13 protein-coding genes are annotated in these 15,152 nt (G+C 55.3%); 7 read left to right on the top strand and 6 right to left on the bottom strand.

The genetic code is table 11. The annotated features are described in order from the left end of the window. Positions 1-48: 48 nt before the first annotated feature. From E0L35_RS19100 to E0L35_RS19120, 5 genes are all read right to left on the bottom strand, one after another. Entirely contained in the window at positions 49-1,080 is a 1,032-nt protein-coding gene (locus E0L35_RS19100) for a 2,5-dihydroxypyridine 5,6-dioxygenase (RefSeq protein ID WP_022521542.1), read from the bottom strand. 129 nt (positions 1,081-1,209) lie between these two features. Next, positions 1,210-2,718: a sodium:solute symporter family protein gene (locus E0L35_RS19105; RefSeq protein ID WP_138801143.1), complete on the bottom strand. Its 1,509-nt coding sequence runs from the start codon at positions 2,716-2,718 to the stop codon at positions 1,210-1,212. Beyond that, positions 2,711-2,899 carry a hypothetical protein gene (locus E0L35_RS19110; protein ID WP_022521540.1) on the bottom strand — a complete coding sequence of 63 codons (189 nt, stop codon included), beginning with the start codon at positions 2,897-2,899 and terminating at the stop codon, positions 2,711-2,713. The genes E0L35_RS19105 and E0L35_RS19110 overlap by 8 nt, the downstream gene beginning before the upstream one ends. A 21-nt stretch (positions 2,900-2,920) precedes the next feature. After that, positions 2,921-5,932 carry a c-type cytochrome gene (locus tag E0L35_RS19115; protein WP_249362160.1) on the bottom strand — a complete coding sequence of 1,004 codons (3,012 nt, stop codon included), beginning with the start codon at positions 5,930-5,932 and terminating at the stop codon, positions 2,921-2,923. Then, the gene (locus tag E0L35_RS19120) at positions 5,925-6,413 is read right to left on the bottom strand and encodes a (2Fe-2S)-binding protein (protein WP_022521538.1); all 489 of its coding nucleotides are present in this window, start codon (positions 6,411-6,413) and stop codon (positions 5,925-5,927) included. The genes E0L35_RS19115 and E0L35_RS19120 overlap by 8 nt, the downstream gene beginning before the upstream one ends. Before the next feature lie 463 nt (positions 6,414-6,876). Between E0L35_RS19120 and E0L35_RS19125 the strand changes: the two genes are divergently transcribed. Genes E0L35_RS19125 through E0L35_RS19140 form a run of 4 tightly spaced genes read left to right on the top strand, consistent with a single transcriptional unit; the run spans position 6,877 to position 10,360 of the window. After that, a complete protein-coding gene (locus E0L35_RS19125) occupies positions 6,877-8,037 on the top strand; it encodes an FAD-dependent monooxygenase (RefSeq protein ID WP_009286019.1) in 1,161 nt (386 codons plus the stop codon). Beyond that, the gene (locus E0L35_RS19130) at positions 8,034-8,852 is read left to right on the top strand and encodes an alpha/beta hydrolase (protein ID WP_138801145.1); all 819 of its coding nucleotides are present in this window, start codon (positions 8,034-8,036) and stop codon (positions 8,850-8,852) included. Before E0L35_RS19125 ends, E0L35_RS19130 begins: the two co-directional genes overlap by 4 nt. Positions 8,853-8,867: 15 nt before the next feature. Further along, positions 8,868-9,644, top strand: coding sequence for an Asp/Glu/hydantoin racemase (locus tag E0L35_RS19135; RefSeq protein ID WP_009286021.1), 777 nt, complete (start codon positions 8,868-8,870; stop codon positions 9,642-9,644). Between the two features lie 50 nt (positions 9,645-9,694). Next, entirely contained in the window at positions 9,695-10,360 is a 666-nt protein-coding gene (locus E0L35_RS19140; RefSeq protein ID WP_022521535.1) for an N-carbamoylsarcosine amidohydrolase, read from the top strand. A gap of 44 nt (positions 10,361-10,404) precedes the next feature. Here the strand turns inward: E0L35_RS19140 and E0L35_RS19145 are convergent, their stop codons facing one another. Next, a complete protein-coding gene (locus E0L35_RS19145; protein ID WP_022521534.1) occupies positions 10,405-10,884 on the bottom strand; it encodes a MarR family transcriptional regulator in 480 nt (159 codons plus the stop codon). A gap of 209 nt (positions 10,885-11,093) precedes the next feature. On the opposite strand from E0L35_RS19145, the gene E0L35_RS19150 reads away from it, so the two are divergent. The 3 genes from E0L35_RS19150 to E0L35_RS19160 are packed head-to-tail and all read left to right on the top strand — an operon-like array spanning position 11,094 to position 14,987. Beyond that, positions 11,094-13,364, top strand: coding sequence for a molybdopterin cofactor-binding domain-containing protein (locus E0L35_RS19150; RefSeq protein WP_138801146.1), 2,271 nt, complete (start codon positions 11,094-11,096; stop codon positions 13,362-13,364). Beyond that, positions 13,364-14,332: an XdhC family protein gene (locus E0L35_RS19155; RefSeq protein WP_138801147.1), complete on the top strand. Its 969-nt coding sequence runs from the start codon at positions 13,364-13,366 to the stop codon at positions 14,330-14,332. Before E0L35_RS19150 ends, E0L35_RS19155 begins: the two co-directional genes overlap by 1 nt. Next, positions 14,322-14,987, top strand: coding sequence for a nucleotidyltransferase family protein (locus E0L35_RS19160; protein WP_138801148.1), 666 nt, complete (start codon positions 14,322-14,324; stop codon positions 14,985-14,987). The genes E0L35_RS19155 and E0L35_RS19160 overlap by 11 nt, the downstream gene beginning before the upstream one ends. The last annotated feature ends 165 nt before the right edge of the window (positions 14,988-15,152 follow it).

Here is a 15,152-nt window from a genome sequence, read left to right on the forward strand (position 1 = left end):
AAAAGCCCCGAACCAGGGGCTTTATCAGTATCTCGTGTCTCAAGAGCGCTAGCTTCTAGCCATCTGCAGTTCCTTAACGACGATATCGCCATCAATGACGATGGGCTCATCGTCCAGGAAGAGCGAGCAGTTGCGCATGGGAATATCCAGATGGCAGGCGGTATCGTTAGACCCGCCCAGTTCGCTGTTAGGGCCGGTGGAGAACATTACGTTGCCATAAAAGCTACGCGGTTCCATCCCCATGCCACCCGGGAACTCCCCCGGCACCATGCGGTGCCATTTGGCATTAGGGTTCATGCCCCAGCCTACGTGGCTCATGCCCATGCCGCGCGGGTCGTTAAAGCTATCCATATAGGATTTCACTAGCTCCGCATCGAGCCCACCACGTATATCGGTAATCCAGCCCTTTTCAATGGTGTAGGTAATAGGCTCTCGAACATACATGTTTTGGGGAAGCAGAATATCGCCCGGCGCCACCACAATGGTGCCATCAACGCCATCGTCATCACCGCCGGTGAACACAAAGCCAGAGGGCCAGTGATCCCAACGCCCCGGTTCGTCGGTACAGGCATACTCAGCAACCGTCTCATAAGTATTCAGTTGGTAGGTGACATCCGTGCCGTGGGGCGAGGTGATGCGCATCACTTTGGCTTTTTCCAGCAGCGCGGCGGCCAGTTCGACCTTTTCCCTTAGCTCTTTGGTGGGCAACATTCTGGCCAGCAGTTCTGGCGGTTCAACCGCCGTCAATATACGCGTACCCGCGGCTTGGATCGCCATTTGTTCGGGAGAGAACAGCAGGAAAATACAATCGATCAACATGTCGCAGTTTTTAAGCGCTTCCACCGCATCGGGCATGCTAGCAAGCCCCGTTGCTCCCACGGCCCAGCCGCCGGTAGGTAACGGCGCGGGTAACCGCATGTGGTACATATTGGCGCCTAAACGCTGCCCCGCCGCCATAAAGGCATCCGCATAATCAAGGCGTTCGCTGCCCTGAGTCAGTACGACGAGTTTTTCGCCTTCATGTACGCCGGACATTTTTAGCTGATGGAGGCAAATTTCGGCAAAGCTTGCGTGATCCATAAAGTCTCCTAACTCCCCAGGCGAAAGCACAGCTGTAACGTACCGGGAAGTGTTAGCTGAGAGCGCTCGTGCTCGCCTTTGGGCACACCAAGCGCTCTATGGTGTTATCGGGTCAAAGCTGAACGTCAATTAGGCAGCCGCCTCTTTCGTCGCTTGATCTTTGGTAGTACTGCGCTTTTTGCTCAGCTCTTCAGAGATAGCCGCAAAGAAAGCATCCGTGGTGGCTTGATGAGGCTTGGTGGCTAAACTAACGCCAACAAACAGCACACTAGCGACCACAATGCCCCATACACCGGCGGGCAGGCCCAGCAGTGAATTACCAGTGGCATACATCAGCAGTACAAAGGCGCTGGTGCCCACCACGCTTACCAGTGCACCGACGCCAGTACCGCGCTTCCAATAGAAGGCACCGATAAGGGCGGGCACCATGGCTACCAGACCAGAGGAAGCAGCCACCGACAGCACCGCAATAAGGTCAAGCTGCAGCTCGGCAAAGGCCAGCGCCATCAGTGCGATCACCGGCACCACGAACTTGCCCACCAGCAGTTGGCGCTTTTCACTGACGTTCGGTTTAACGTTCGCATAGACGTCGCGGGAGACCATGGACGCCAGGGTCAGCATGATCGAATCGATAGTAGAGACCGCGGCCGCCATGATGCCGATCATCACGATCACCCCTAATACTGGCGGAACAAACTCCGAGGCCAGCAGCGTGGGCGTGGCTAAATCTGCACTTGCAAGACTTGGGAAAGCGGCTAAGGCAGAGAAACCCCAAAGCACAGAGACCATGGTGTAGATAAAACCAAACACCAGGAAGCCAATCAGCATGTGGCGCATGGAGCGCAGCGAGGAGGGCATAAACAGGCGTTGACTGACCTGTGGGTTGGAAATACTAAAGAAGAACCAGGGAATGGTGAGCCCCAGGAAAGTGACAAAGCTGAACAGGCCAGGGCCAGGCACCGTGAGTGACTGCGGATGTTCCGTTGCCAGCGTATCGAATAGTGCGCCGAAACCACCCAAGCCCTGGATCACCAGGAAGGCCACCAGGGTTGAGGCAACAATCATCATGATGGCCTGGAGCGAGTCGGTCCACATCACCGAACGAATCCCCGCGATATAGGAGAAGAAGATAGCGATCACCGTGGCCAGCACCACCCCGGTAGTAAAGGTAATCGCGCCATCAGTAATCCCCTGCAACAGGTAACCGACACCCGCGAGCTGAACGGCCGAGTAGGGAATCAGGAAGATACAACTGGCAATCGAGACAGCCATGGCCACATGTTTGCTGTTGTAGCGGTGGCCCAGCATCTCGCTGGGCGTCACATAGCCGAACTTCTTGCCGACTGCCCAGAATTTGGGACCGAAAACAGCCACCAGAGAGACACCGGCGAAATAGATGATTTCAAAACCGAGCGCGCCAACGCCGCCGGCATAGGTAAGACCTGCCAAGCCCACCATCATAAAGGCACTGTAGGTAGTGGCACTGTAGCTCAGCGCCGAGACAAAGCCGTTCATTTGTCGGTTACCCAGGAAGTATCCCGACATACTTTCGGAAGGGCCTTGGCGAGACATAATCGCAATGCCAATAGCGATTAATAAGTAGATGGCAATGGACCACCAGATGAGTGACTCAGTCATTGCTGTGCTCCTCAAAATCTTTAGTGATAAACACATTCAGCGCAATGATGGCCAACCCTGCCAACATCCAGAACAGGAAGCTGCCGTACCAAAGCGCGACACCGCTCAAGAGGGTATAAGGCACCAGGTAGCTCAGCAGGACCACTGCCCATACTAGCCATATCCATTTACTGCGTTTCATAATCCACCTCGTTTTATTACGTCAGGGAGAAGAGTGAGTGTTGTTGTGGTGAGGCTGGCGTATATCTGCGATACGTTGTTTTACTTTTTGCCAAGGCGCTTTCTCTGGGGCAAAACGCGCTCGGAGATAGGTCGTCAAATCAGCGACCTGGGTATTACTAAAGCTGTCGGCAAAGCCGGGCATGCTACCAATACCGGGAATGTGTTCGGCGTGGACACCCCCCAAAATTGACTGAATAACGTTATCGGGATGATCGCTGTGTAAATTGGTATTCAGCGCCAGATTAGTGCCCGCCCTCGAAAAGGTAGGAACGCCAGAATCGACATGGCACGCCGCACAGGCGCCCTCGAAGAGCCGCTCCCCTGCCTCCATTTCTGTTGAGCTAACGGCTGCACTGGTCACGCGCTGCGTAGCTTCCGCCACAGCCGCATCGCTATTACTTGTGGGCGCCTGCATCTGGGCGGCCACATAGTGAGAAATAGCCCGCACATCGTATTCAGGCAGCTCAGCCAACCCCGCTACCACCGGGGCCATAGGGCCAGAGGCAACGCCGTGAAGCTCAGATTCACCGTGGCGCAGATAGTCGTAAAGCGATGTTTCACTCCACGGGATGGGCGCACGCGACAGCGTATTAAGCGGTGGTGCTTCCCAACCATCTACAAAGGCACCGGCAAAGTAGGCCTCGCCGCTTTTCTCAGCGCCCATGGTATTGCGGGGACTATGGCAAGCGCTGCAGTGGCCCAACCCTTCGGCAAGGTAGGCTCCCCGGTTATACAGTTCGCTCTGCATGGGGTCAGGCTGGAAAGGAGTTGCGTCGTGATAAAGCGTATTCCAGCCTGCCATTAAGCTACGCACGCTGAAGGGGAAAGTGAGCGCATTGGCTTTTTTTTCAGTCGACACGGGGGGCTGAGCCATTAAGTAGGCGTAAAGCGCCTGTAAATCGGCATCACTGGTCTTGGCAAACGCCGTATAGGGGAACGCGGGATACAGGTGGCTGCCATCGCGGCTAATGCCGTGGCGCATGGCGCGCTCAAAGGCTGCGTAAGACCACTGACCAATCCCCGTCGCCTCATCCGGCGTAATGTTCGTGCTGTAGAGCGTCCCGAAAGGTGTCTCAAACCCACGCCCACCGGCATTGGTCACGCCACCTTCTGTGGTATGACACGCCGCGCAGTCGCCTGCAGCCGCAACGAGTCGCCCACGCTCAATGGTCTCGGCGGAATAGAGGTTGCTAGCTGGCCTGGCAATCGGTGCAATCGCCCCTTTCCACGGCCATGCCATGGCAACAGTGCCCGCAATAGTGGTAAACGCTGCGGCGGCTAACCAGCGCCGTTTCGTTGACCGCGGCGGTTTCAATTTAGATGGGCGCCCTGCCTCCTCGATGGACGAAGCTTCGAGTGCCTGGCGCACACGCTTGGCGGTAAACGGTGGTTGGCGAAAACGCAGGCCGGTGGCATCAAAAAGCGCATTGGCTATTACCGCAACACCCGGCGATAGCTCCGCCCCGGTTAATACGTCTTCACCAACGGTTTGATTAACACCTCCCTCAACAGGGCTCGGCGAAGAAGCGGTGGTTGGTAATCCTGCTGAATATTCACTTTTAGTCAGCGCACGACTGCCGTCACCCCACTCGTCGAAACTGGGCGCTTGCCCCAAAAGGGGGCGCGCCTCGCCCAAAACCCGGGCCTGTAGCGTTTGCTGAAGGCGATCAGTATCCACATCAGAGCCGACGTCCTGACCAACGACCAAACGGGTAAGCTGAACATCGCCGGTAACACGATTAACCTCCACATCGGCAATCCAGGCAGAGCGCACTCCCGATTCCACGCGTTGTTCGCGGTCAGGTAGTTGAGAGTAGGCAAAACCCCGCCCGCGCAATAGATCCTGGGGTAAAGAGTCCGCTGATGGATTGAACGCCCTTTGCCACTCGGCCCGTTTAGCAACGGACTCAATCAGCTCAATACCACGCGCATCGTCAAGATGTCGAAGTCGCAGCGCGACAGGGTCTTGGTCACTCTCGCGGGCAACCTCATCTAAAAAAGATTCTCGAGCGAACGTCTGCTGTATACCCATCAAGGTGGAATTGGTGGAGAGCGAGTCTGACTGGGAGCGTGCGGCAAGGTATTGGTCACGAAATACATAGGGCGAGAACGGCGTTGTGTCTTGCTCGCCGGCGGAGGCCTCAGCGCTAGACGGTGTTATCGCGGCCCTACCACTTAACAACAACCCTGCGGCAGCCACCTCACCAGTGAGATTGGCCTGCTGATAGTGATAACGGGCTACCTCACCACTACTGGCAATATCCGCGTTTAGGCTAATTCGCTGCGCTTGGCCCAATGCCTGAACATCTTTGGCGTAGCGGGCATCGAGCCAAACGGCTACCGGGCCGCCCACCGCCCGCGACATCAACGCCGCATCCACGGCGGCATCGTCACCGCAATGGCGACCCAACCCTGAGGCCTGACTTGATGCGTGTTTACCATCAACTCTGTAAAGCTCAATCTGGCTAATATCCAGCGCGATTAACCGGCTTAGATCCTGCTTAAGCGCCGCTGGGGTGACGGTTTGCCCCCACACACTCAATTGTTGGTCGCAACAATCGGCAATTACCCAGCTGGGGTGACTGCCCCAGCGCATGCGACTCGGCCAGCCATACCCGTGGTTCGAATGCATGTACGACTGGCTAGGCATAACAAGAGGCGATTCAGAGGGCGCTTGATCGCTTTCAGGCACTTGTTCGGGCGTCTGGTGAACGGCCTGCCACTCAACCTTCAGTTGTTTAGCGGCATCGGTCGCCAAGGCCAAACTATCGGCAACCACCCCCACAAAATTCCCTTCCACCACGACTTCAATAGATCCAGATAGTGAGGCAATGCGGCTGCTATCGACGCCAACTAAGCGATCACTCTCAAAACGCTCACCATTCCACCGGTAGTAAGGTGGACGCACGACGACACCAAAACGTGCCTTCGCTAGTAGCGCGGGGATGCCGGCCTGTTCTTGCTGACCATGGAGCATCGACCCTTCACTCATGAGAAGCCTCCTGCAACGCGGCCGCGTTAATGACCACGGCACGCTCCGCTGCCTGGAGAATTTCAACATGGGTGCCACATCGGCAGAGGTTATGCTCTAAAGCGGTGCGAATCTGCTGCGTAGAGGGTTGGGTATTATGATTTAGCAGCGCACGAATAGTGATGATCATGCCGTTCAAACAGTAGCCACACTGGGCTGCCTGAGCATCGATAAAGGCTTGTTGTACAGGGTCAAGCTCACCGCCCTGGGAAAGACCATCAAGGGTGGTTACCTCATGGCCAACGGCAGCGGACACGGGCAGCACGCAGGTGCGTGCGGCCATGCCATCAATCAATACGCTGCATGCCCCACACTCGCCCAAACCACAGCCATACTTGGGTCCATTGAGCGCCAGGTCGTTACGCAACACATTGAGCAATGGTGTCTGCGGCGGCACGGCCAGCTCGCGTTCTTGCCCATTGATAGTTAGCTTTAGCGTCATAGGGGATCATCATCGTTATTGTTAAGCCCGCCCTCTTGCTCTGAGTAGGGCTTGGATATGACTTAGATATTACTAATAAATACTGCCTGCCAAACACGCTTCGTAGCACCTTAAACCAGCCTATTTTCATCTACCTTTCACATACGGCCAATCGACTTGCACCAGCTGAGTGCAGAGCTAATACCCATCGAGCATTAAAGGTGCGTACGCTATAAAAATAAGCCTAATAAACGTATAGCACTCAATGTACACGTTGTTCAAGTTTTTGCATAAAACCAAAAAAACAGCAATAAATCCATTAAATTCATGTATTTATTTAAAAATACCGCCTTGTTTTCGTTAAAAAATAATTTCGAAACTAATTCTTGACCAAAAAATAAATGGTGTATACGTTGTTTTATAGCATTCACGAACGCATTCAGAAACGAGTGATAGGCGAATAAAACAGCGAGGAAACCAGGATATGAACAATAAACCCACCATAGCCGTTATTGGCGCGGGCCTTGGCGGCGCCGCTGCAGGCGCACTACTGCAGAAAGCGGGTTACCCCACCAAGGTGTACGAACAGGCACCAGCGTTTGCGCGCCTTGGGGCAGGCATTCACCTTGGCCCCAACGTGATGAAAGTAATGCGCCGGATCGGCATTGAGGAGAAGCTCAATGCCATGGGCTCACACCCCGATTACTGGTTTAGCCGCAACGGTATGACCGGCGAGTATCAGTCTCGCATCCCGCTAGGCGAGTTTGCTCGCGAAAACTATGGGGCGGCCTACATCACCGTACACCGTGGTGATCTGCACGAATTGATGGTCAGCACGCTCGACCAGGACAACCTCTATTTCGATAAGCGCCTGGTCGATGTCGACGACAGCGGCAACAAGGTCGTCATGACCTTCGCTGACGGTTCGACGGAAGAGGCCGACCTGGTAATCGGCGCAGACGGTGTCAATTCTCGGCTGCGCGAGAAGCTACTGGGCCCAGAGGCTCCGATCTATAGCGGCTGGGTCGCTCACCGGGCAATTATCTCTGCCGAAAAACTCAAGGCATATGACCTGGATTTCGAAGCCTGCGTGAAGTGGTGGTCGGAAGACCGGCACATGATGGTGTACTTCGTGACCGGCGACGAGAAGGAGTATTACTACGTGACCGGCGTGCCTGAACCCGATTGGAACCACGGCACTTCCTTCGTCGACAGCTCACGGGAAGAGATGCGCAAAGCATTCGAGGGTTACCACCCCACCGTACAAGCGCTGATTGACTGCACTGAAACCGTCACCAAATGGCCCTTGCTGGAGCGCAACCCGCTGCCACTGTGGCATGAAAATCGACTGGTGCTGCTGGGCGATGCCTGCCACCCGATGAAGCCTCATATGGCCCAGGGCGCTGCCATGGCCATCGAGGATGCCGCCATGCTGGTACGCTGCCTGGAGGAAGTGGGCGCCGAGCACTACCAGCAGGCATTCGAACTTTACCGCACCAACCGTTTTGAACGCGCCTCGCGGGTTCAGCAGGTTTCCCACGACAATACCTGGTTACGGGAAGACGAAGACCCGGCCTGGGTATTCGCCTATGACCCCTTTGAAGTACCGCTGAAGCAACCAACCAGTCAAGGGAGCCCAGCATGAACAGCACCTATCTCTATGGCGCCAACGTGCACGCCAATGGTATTCGTCAGCACTACCTGCGCTTTGCCGACAGCGCCGAGACTTCGCGCCAACCGCTGGTACTGATACCGGGCATTACCAGCCCAGCCATCACCTGGCGTTTTGTGGCCGAGCGGCTCGGCCAGCATTTCGACACTTATGTGCTGGATGTTCGTGGACGCGGCTTGTCGTCTACCGGACCCGAGCTCGATTATGACACCGACACTTGCGCCGACGATGTGATCGCCTTTATTGATGCGCTGGGTCTGAGCAATGTCATTCTGGCGGGCCACTCCATGGGTGCGCGCTTTGCGCTACGCGCCATGAGTCGCGGCGCCACGGGAATCGACAAACTGGTACTTATCGACCCACCGGTTTCAGGGCCAGGACGCCGTGAGTACCCCAGCAAGCTGCCCTGGTACGTGGATTCGATTCGCGACTGCACACGTGGTGCCGATATCGAGACCATGCGCCACTACTGCCCCACCTGGAGCGACGAGCAACTGCGGTTACGCGCCGAGTGGTTACATACTTGCTTTGAGCCCGCCATTGTTCAGGCGTTTGAAGAGTTCCACAGCGTCGATATCCACCAGGATTTCCCCGGTATCAAAGTGCCCACGCTGCTGATGTGTGCAGGCAAAGGCGGTGTTATCCAGGATGAAGATCGCGCCGAAATACGCGCCCTTCTACCGACGGTTCGTATTTCTACCGCGGAACAAGCGGGTCACATGATTCCCTGGGATGACTTCGACGGTTTTTTTGCCGCGTTTGAAGACTTCCTGGGCAGCGAGCTCTAAGAGAGGCCAAATACCATGACCAGCAACTATATAAAGAACGAGATCAAAAGCTACCGTATCGGCCAGATCGTCCCCAGCTCCAATATCACCATGGAGACCGAAATACCCGCCATGCTTACGGCGCGGCAGTTAATCCGCCCGGAACGCTTTACCTTTCACTCCAGCCGCATGCGCATGAAGAACGTCAGCAAGGACGAACTGGCTGCCATGGATGCAGAGTCGGATCGCTGCGCCCTGGAGCTTTCTGATGCAGCGGTGGATGTGATGGGGTATGCCTGCCTGGTTGCCATTATGGCGATGGGGCCCGGCTACCACCGAGAGTCGCAAAAGCGTTTGCGCAGCCGCACCGAAGAGAACGGTTGCGACACGCCGGTGGTCACCAGCGCCGGTGCTCTGGTTGATGCCCTGGGTGTGATGAAAGCCAAGCGCGTGGTGGTAGTGGCCCCCTACATGAAGCCGCTGACCGAAATGGTGGTCGACTACATACGTCAGGAAGGCATTGACGTGCTCGACTACCGAGCGCTTGAGATCCCCAATAACCTGGATGTCGCTCGCCACGATCCCGCTAATCTTCCCGAGATCGTCGCCAGTCTCGATTTAAGTAACGTGGACGCTATCGTCTTGTCAGCCTGTGTGCAAATGCCATCACTACCGGCCGTCGCCAAGGTCGAAGCCCTGACCGGCAAGCCGGTGGTTACCGCAGCTATCGCGACCACCTATGCCATGCTCAAGGCACTCGACCTTGAGCCCATCGTACCGGGCGCGGGCGCCCTCTTGTCAGGGGCTTACTAACAAGATCAGGTACTTATTGACGATATAGAGTGCTGATTAAGGAGACGACCATGTCGCCACACACGACTGATAACAGCGATGGCGTTAGCGATAATACTGCCACGGACAACTACCGAGGCGTGTGGGATGGGCGCATCGGTTTTGGCAAAACGCCTGCGCTGCTGGTGGTTGATTTTATGCAAGGCTACACCACGTCGGGTTCGCCGCTATTTGCCCAGGGCGTGGTGGATGCGGTGGCCAATATGCCGCCGCTACTCAATACCGCACGGCGCACTGGCACGCCTGTTATCCACACCAACATCCTGTATCACGCCCCGGATCAAATCGATGGTGGCATTTGGGTCAAGAAGGCGCCGGTCATGCGGGCGATGGTGGCGGGCAACCCTTACGCCGAGTTCTGCCCCGAGGTGGCCCCCCGTGAAGATGAGCTGGTAATGACCAAGCAGTATGCCAGCGCGTTCTTTGGAACTTCGCTTGCCTCCACACTGGTCGCCATGGGTATCGATACACTCATCATTACCGGCTGTTCCACCAGTGGCTGCATTCGCGCCACCGCCGTTGATGGCGTACAGCACGGCTTTCGGGTGATGGTCGTGCGTGACTGCGTGGGTGACCGTCACCCCGCGCCCCATGAAGCTAACCTGTTTGATATCGATAGCAAATATGGCGATGTGATTGGACTGGATGAAACACTGGGATACTTAATGAAGCGTTAGGAGTATCCGAAAACGCAGGTGAAGCGGACGTCTCTGTTGAGTCATCAGTCCGCGTTCATTTTTTCCAGCAGATGCATTAAGGCAACCCGCTCTGCCGGGTTGAGATTTTTCATGGTCTGATCGCTAATTTGCTTGGCACTGGGCACCATAGCCTCGACTAATGTCTCCCCGGCCTCAGTGATCACGACCATGACTTTGCGTTGATCATTAGGGTCGGTGGTTAGCGAGATCCACCCCCGCGCTTTAAGACGTTTAATGACGCCACGGATAGTGGCGGGATCAATCGCCGTGGCGTTGACGATATCGGTTAACGAGCTGGGGCCGCGCTCCATCACCGTGCACAGCGTTACAAATTGAATGGCCGTGAGCTGTTTATCGCTGCTGTAGCGCTGAAAAATAGCCGTATGCCGCTGGTAGGCTTTACGCAGTAGATGCCCTACTTGCTCAGAAAAATCATACCCTTGCTCTGAAGGCGTAGAGTGCTCGCCGGAAGACGAGTGTTTGAACGCACTATCCGTTGTCATTCCATATCCTTAATCTATTGGCGACGTCGTGTATCGAGTATGGCACTGGTTAACAAAATGATGCATCAACGTATGAAATACTCCTTGCGCTGGATCAATTCATCATGCTTTTATGGCGTACACGCTATAATTTTACCTTAGTTATCGCTCTTTCATCACCTAAAATTCATCCGCACTGATCATCGTAAACGCGAGCGTGGGAGGCAGACATGGCTGATAAATCAGACTATACAAGAGAGTCACTGCTGTATGGGTCTGATGTTCTGGTGATCTATCGCGACCCGGTTACACCCCCCAAGCCCGCGCCCGGACAGCCAGGTACACACTCAAACTTCACCCCACATGAGCCTGAGATATTCATTGCCGTACTGAGCGATAGTCATATCGTGGCTTTCAACGGCCACGTAGACCTGGGCACGGGCATACGCACGGCGCTCGCTCAAATTGTTGCAGAAGAGCTCAGCGTCGCGTTCGACAGCGTCACCATGGTGCTGGGCAACTCCGTTGAAGCCCCCAACCAAGGCCCCACCATAGCCAGTGCATCGATTCAGATCACTGCCGAGCCTTTACGCCGAGCTGCGGCACAGGCGCGGGAGTACCTATTAACCCTGGCAGCAAAGCACTTTGACACTGAGCGCTCACTACTTAGCTGCCAGAACGGCGCTATTACGCCAAGTGATAATAACCGCTCACCCGTTAGCTTTGGGGAGTTACTGCTAGGTACCCGTCATGCGTTAAAGCTTGCCGATGAGGTGCCGCTTAAGCCGGTCAGCCATTATACCCTGGTCGGCCAATCGACCTCCCGCGTGGATATACCCGCCAAGGCCACCGGGCAATTGACTTTTATCCACGACCTACGCCTGCCCAACATGCTGCATGGGCGAGTGATTCGTCCGCCTTATGTAGGCCATGATAGCGGCGACTTTATTGGCAACAGTTTAATCGCGGTAGATGAAAGCTCTGTGGCGCATTTGCCAGGTGTGATAAGCGTCGTGGTGGTCGGTGACTTTGTTGGCGTGGTGGCCGAGCGTGAAGAGCAGGCTGCCGCCGCAGCCAAACAGCTAAAGATCCAGTGGCGCCCAATCGAAGGCTTGCCTCAGTTGGACAACATAGAGCAAGCACTGCTCGACCTGCCCAGCAAGCAGCGCATACTCCTCGAAGAGGGTGATCTCGATAACGCTCTGGCTGCCGCACAGCATCCGCTCAATCGTCACTATGTGTGGCCATTCCAGCTGCATGGCTCCATCGGCCCTTCGTGCTCTGTCGCCGATGCCAACGAAGATGGCCTTCACGTATGGTCGGGCACCCAAAATCCACACAGCCTGCGCGCCGACCTCGCCCGCCTTACCGGTTTGGATGAAGGCGTTATCACCATTACCCGCATGGAAACCTCAGGCTGCTATGGCCGCAACTGCGCCGACGACGTTGGCGCGGATGCAGTGCTGCTCTCTCAGGCGGTGGGTCGACCTGTTCGTGTGCAACTAACCCGTGAGCAGGAGCACACCTGGGAGCCTAAAGGGGCTGCTCAGTATATGGCCATCCAGGGCGGCTTGAACGCAGATGGCAGCCCAGCAGGCTATCGCTTTAATACGCGCTACCCCTCTAACAGTGCGCCCACCCTGGCACTACTGCTGACCGGCGCTGCCTCACCGATTGATATCCCCTTTGAAATGGGGGATCGAACATCAGTGCCGCCCTACCGCTACCCTCATCGCCAAATAGTGTGCGACGACGTCCCGACCCTGGTGCGCGCCTCCTGGCTGCGTGGTGTCTCGGCGCTGCCCAGCACCTTCGCCCACGAAAGCTATATTGATGAGCTCGCCTATTTGGCGGGTGAAGATCCTGTCGCCTATCGGTTGCGCTACTTAGCCGATAACCGCGCCTGCGAGCTTGTCGAAGCGCTAGCCGAACGTGCGAACTGGAAGCCCTGCACCGCTAACGCCAATCCGAGTAGCGATGGCGAGTGGCGCTACGGCCGAGGCTTCGCTTACGCCCAGTACGTACATAGTAAATTTCCCGGCTTTGGCGCCGCGCTCGCCGCCTGGGTGATTGAGCTAAAAGTCAATGTGAAGAGTGGGCGGGTTGTCGTCGAGAACTTATATGTAGGCCAGGATGCAGGCTTGATGGTGAACCCCGCCGGCGTTCGCCATCAGGTGCATGGCAATGTGATCCAGATGCTCAGCCGCACTTTAAAGGAGCGGGTAACCTTTGAGGATGGTTTACCGACCAGCAAAGAGTGGGGCGGCTACCCTATTCTGCGTTTCTCGGAGCTTCCGCCCATCGACGTCATGCTGCTTGATCGCCCTGAATTTCCCCCACTCGGCGTTGGGGAGTCCGCCTCACTGCCCGGCGCTCCCGCGATTGCCAACGCGCTTTTTGATGCCACGGGGGTACGCTTTACCCATCCCCCTTTTACCCCTGACACCATTCGCGATGCACTGAAAGCCGCCCTTCGACTCCCCATGGAGGCGGCTAGTTAATGCACCACCTTGATCTGCAGGTTATCGAACGCGCGTTGAAATGGGCCAACCAGGGGCTGACCGTTTGGCTATGCACAGTTCTGAAAACCTTTGGCTCGGCCCCCCGGGAGCCGGGGGCCATGTTGGTAGCATGTTCGAGAGGCGACTATCTGGGGTCACTGTCGGGCGGCTGTGTCGAAGAAGACTTTATCGCAAGGCTTCAAAAGGGTGAGTTTAACGAACCGGTTCAACGGGTGCGCTATGGCGGTGACGCTGATTCAGCGAGTATTCGTTTACCCTGCGGTGGCAGCCTTGAAGTGTTGGTTGAACGGCTAACGCCCTACACCGAAAACCTCACTCACTTAGAAGTGATGCATGCCACGTTACTGGGTCGCCAACCGCTAACCCGCTGTATCAAGTTGGATGGCAGCGGCAAGCGCTTTAACCCAGCGAGTAACACCGAGCCAACCGTTACCTTCGATACAGCTAGCGTCAATATTCGCATAGGCCCTGCGCTACGGCTGATTATCGCGGGGATCTCCGCGATCTCTGCGCCATGTGCCCTGTTTGCCCAAACGCTGGGCTTTGAGGTGATTGTCTGCGATCCCAGAGACGAGGCTAGGCAAAATTTTGCTGTCGCGGGCGTGGAAGTGCAGGCGGTGCTGCCCTCCGTATTTATCGCCTCGGGCGGTTGCCATGCCAATACCGCCGTTGTGGCCTTGACCCACGACCCGCGTATCGATGATTTAGCGATGATCGAAGCCGTCCGAACGGAAGCCTTTTACATTGGCGTTATGGGCTCTCAGCAGACATCACAGCAGCGTGCCGAACGACTGCTACGTTCTGGCGGCCTGACGGAAAGCCAAGTAGCAAGAATTGCCATGCCCATTGGGCTTAATCTGGGTAGTAAAACACCGGCTGAAATTGCGCTAGCCGTGATGGCCGATATTGCTCGCCTCTCTCGTGGAAAAGAACGCCATGCCTTGTAGCGATATCATAGTCATCGTGATGGCGGCAGGCCAATCAAGCCGCTTTGGCAGCGATAAAAGAGTCGCCAGATTGGACAATGGGGAAACACTGCTTAGCTCCACTTTACAAACTATTCAGAAAAATTTTTCTAATCGCCGCGTTGTTATTAAACCCGAAGATAATCCCCTGTCACTCGGCCTTACACCAGCACATCAAATTATTATTAGCCAATGCAGTCATTTAGGCCTTGGTTACAGTATTAGCGATGCTTTTAGACAACTCTGCAGCGATGAAAGCGTACATCATTTTCGTGCTGCCGCAGTATGGTTGGCCGACCTCCCTTGGGTAAGCGGAGAAACATGCAATGTATTAACAAAAACGGCCACTCCAGACAGTATTGTACAGCCGCTACACCAAGGAAATCCGGGGCATCCTGTTGTGTTTGGAAGAAAATTCTGGAGCGAACTGGCACTTTTAGAAAACGACAGGGGTGCAAGTCCTGTCATCAAAAAGCATAGCAAACGTGTTATTCATGTCTCTCTCAACGACCCAGGCGTGTGCACTGACGTCGACTACCCCGATGATTTAACAAAATCACTAAAAAATACAAGAAGCGCGCAAGCGCCATACAAAAATACAACAAAAATTACATTAAAAGCCAAAACAGACTTTTAGCTTAACATTACTATGTAAGCCAAAAAGATATTAAAAAACTCAAATATTTAAGCAAGTGCAGGATCGGCCGTTAATGATTAGCGGTAGCAAGAATAACACCCAGGGAACCATTAAACAGTCAAAGCATGGCACTCATCAACATCCTCGTGCTTTGCTTCTGGCCAA

The organism is Halomonas sp. ATBC28, assembly GCF_005937175.1.
In the GTDB taxonomy this organism is placed as follows: domain Bacteria; phylum Pseudomonadota; class Gammaproteobacteria; order Pseudomonadales; family Halomonadaceae; genus Vreelandella; species Vreelandella titanicae.

What these genes read in the sequence shown, in the direction of transcription:
- E0L35_RS19140 (WP_022521535.1), top strand. Translation starts at nt 9,695, where the DNA reads ATGTCGCCACACACGACTGATAACAGCGATGGCGTTAGCGATAATACT.
- E0L35_RS19130 (WP_138801145.1), top strand. Translation starts at nt 8,034, where the DNA reads ATGAACAGCACCTATCTCTATGGCGCCAACGTGCACGCCAATGGTATT.
- E0L35_RS19135 (WP_009286021.1), top strand. Translation starts at nt 8,868, where the DNA reads ATGACCAGCAACTATATAAAGAACGAGATCAAAAGCTACCGTATCGGC.
- E0L35_RS19120 (WP_022521538.1), bottom strand. Translation starts at nt 6,413, where the DNA reads ATGACGCTAAAGCTAACTATCAATGGGCAAGAACGCGAGCTGGCCGTG.
- E0L35_RS19160 (WP_138801148.1), top strand. Translation starts at nt 14,322, where the DNA reads ATGCCTTGTAGCGATATCATAGTCATCGTGATGGCGGCAGGCCAATCA.
- E0L35_RS19110 (WP_022521540.1), bottom strand. Translation starts at nt 2,899, where the DNA reads ATGAAACGCAGTAAATGGATATGGCTAGTATGGGCAGTGGTCCTGCTG.
- E0L35_RS19115 (WP_249362160.1), bottom strand. Translation starts at nt 5,932, where the DNA reads ATGAGTGAAGGGTCGATGCTCCATGGTCAGCAAGAACAGGCCGGCATC.
- E0L35_RS19150 (WP_138801146.1), top strand. Translation starts at nt 11,094, where the DNA reads ATGGCTGATAAATCAGACTATACAAGAGAGTCACTGCTGTATGGGTCT.
- E0L35_RS19145 (WP_022521534.1), bottom strand. Translation starts at nt 10,884, where the DNA reads ATGACAACGGATAGTGCGTTCAAACACTCGTCTTCCGGCGAGCACTCT.
- E0L35_RS19100 (WP_022521542.1), bottom strand. Translation starts at nt 1,080, where the DNA reads ATGGATCACGCAAGCTTTGCCGAAATTTGCCTCCATCAGCTAAAAATG.
- E0L35_RS19125 (WP_009286019.1), top strand. Translation starts at nt 6,877, where the DNA reads ATGAACAATAAACCCACCATAGCCGTTATTGGCGCGGGCCTTGGCGGC.
- E0L35_RS19155 (WP_138801147.1), top strand. Translation starts at nt 13,364, where the DNA reads ATGCACCACCTTGATCTGCAGGTTATCGAACGCGCGTTGAAATGGGCC.
- E0L35_RS19105 (WP_138801143.1), bottom strand. Translation starts at nt 2,718, where the DNA reads ATGACTGAGTCACTCATCTGGTGGTCCATTGCCATCTACTTATTAATC.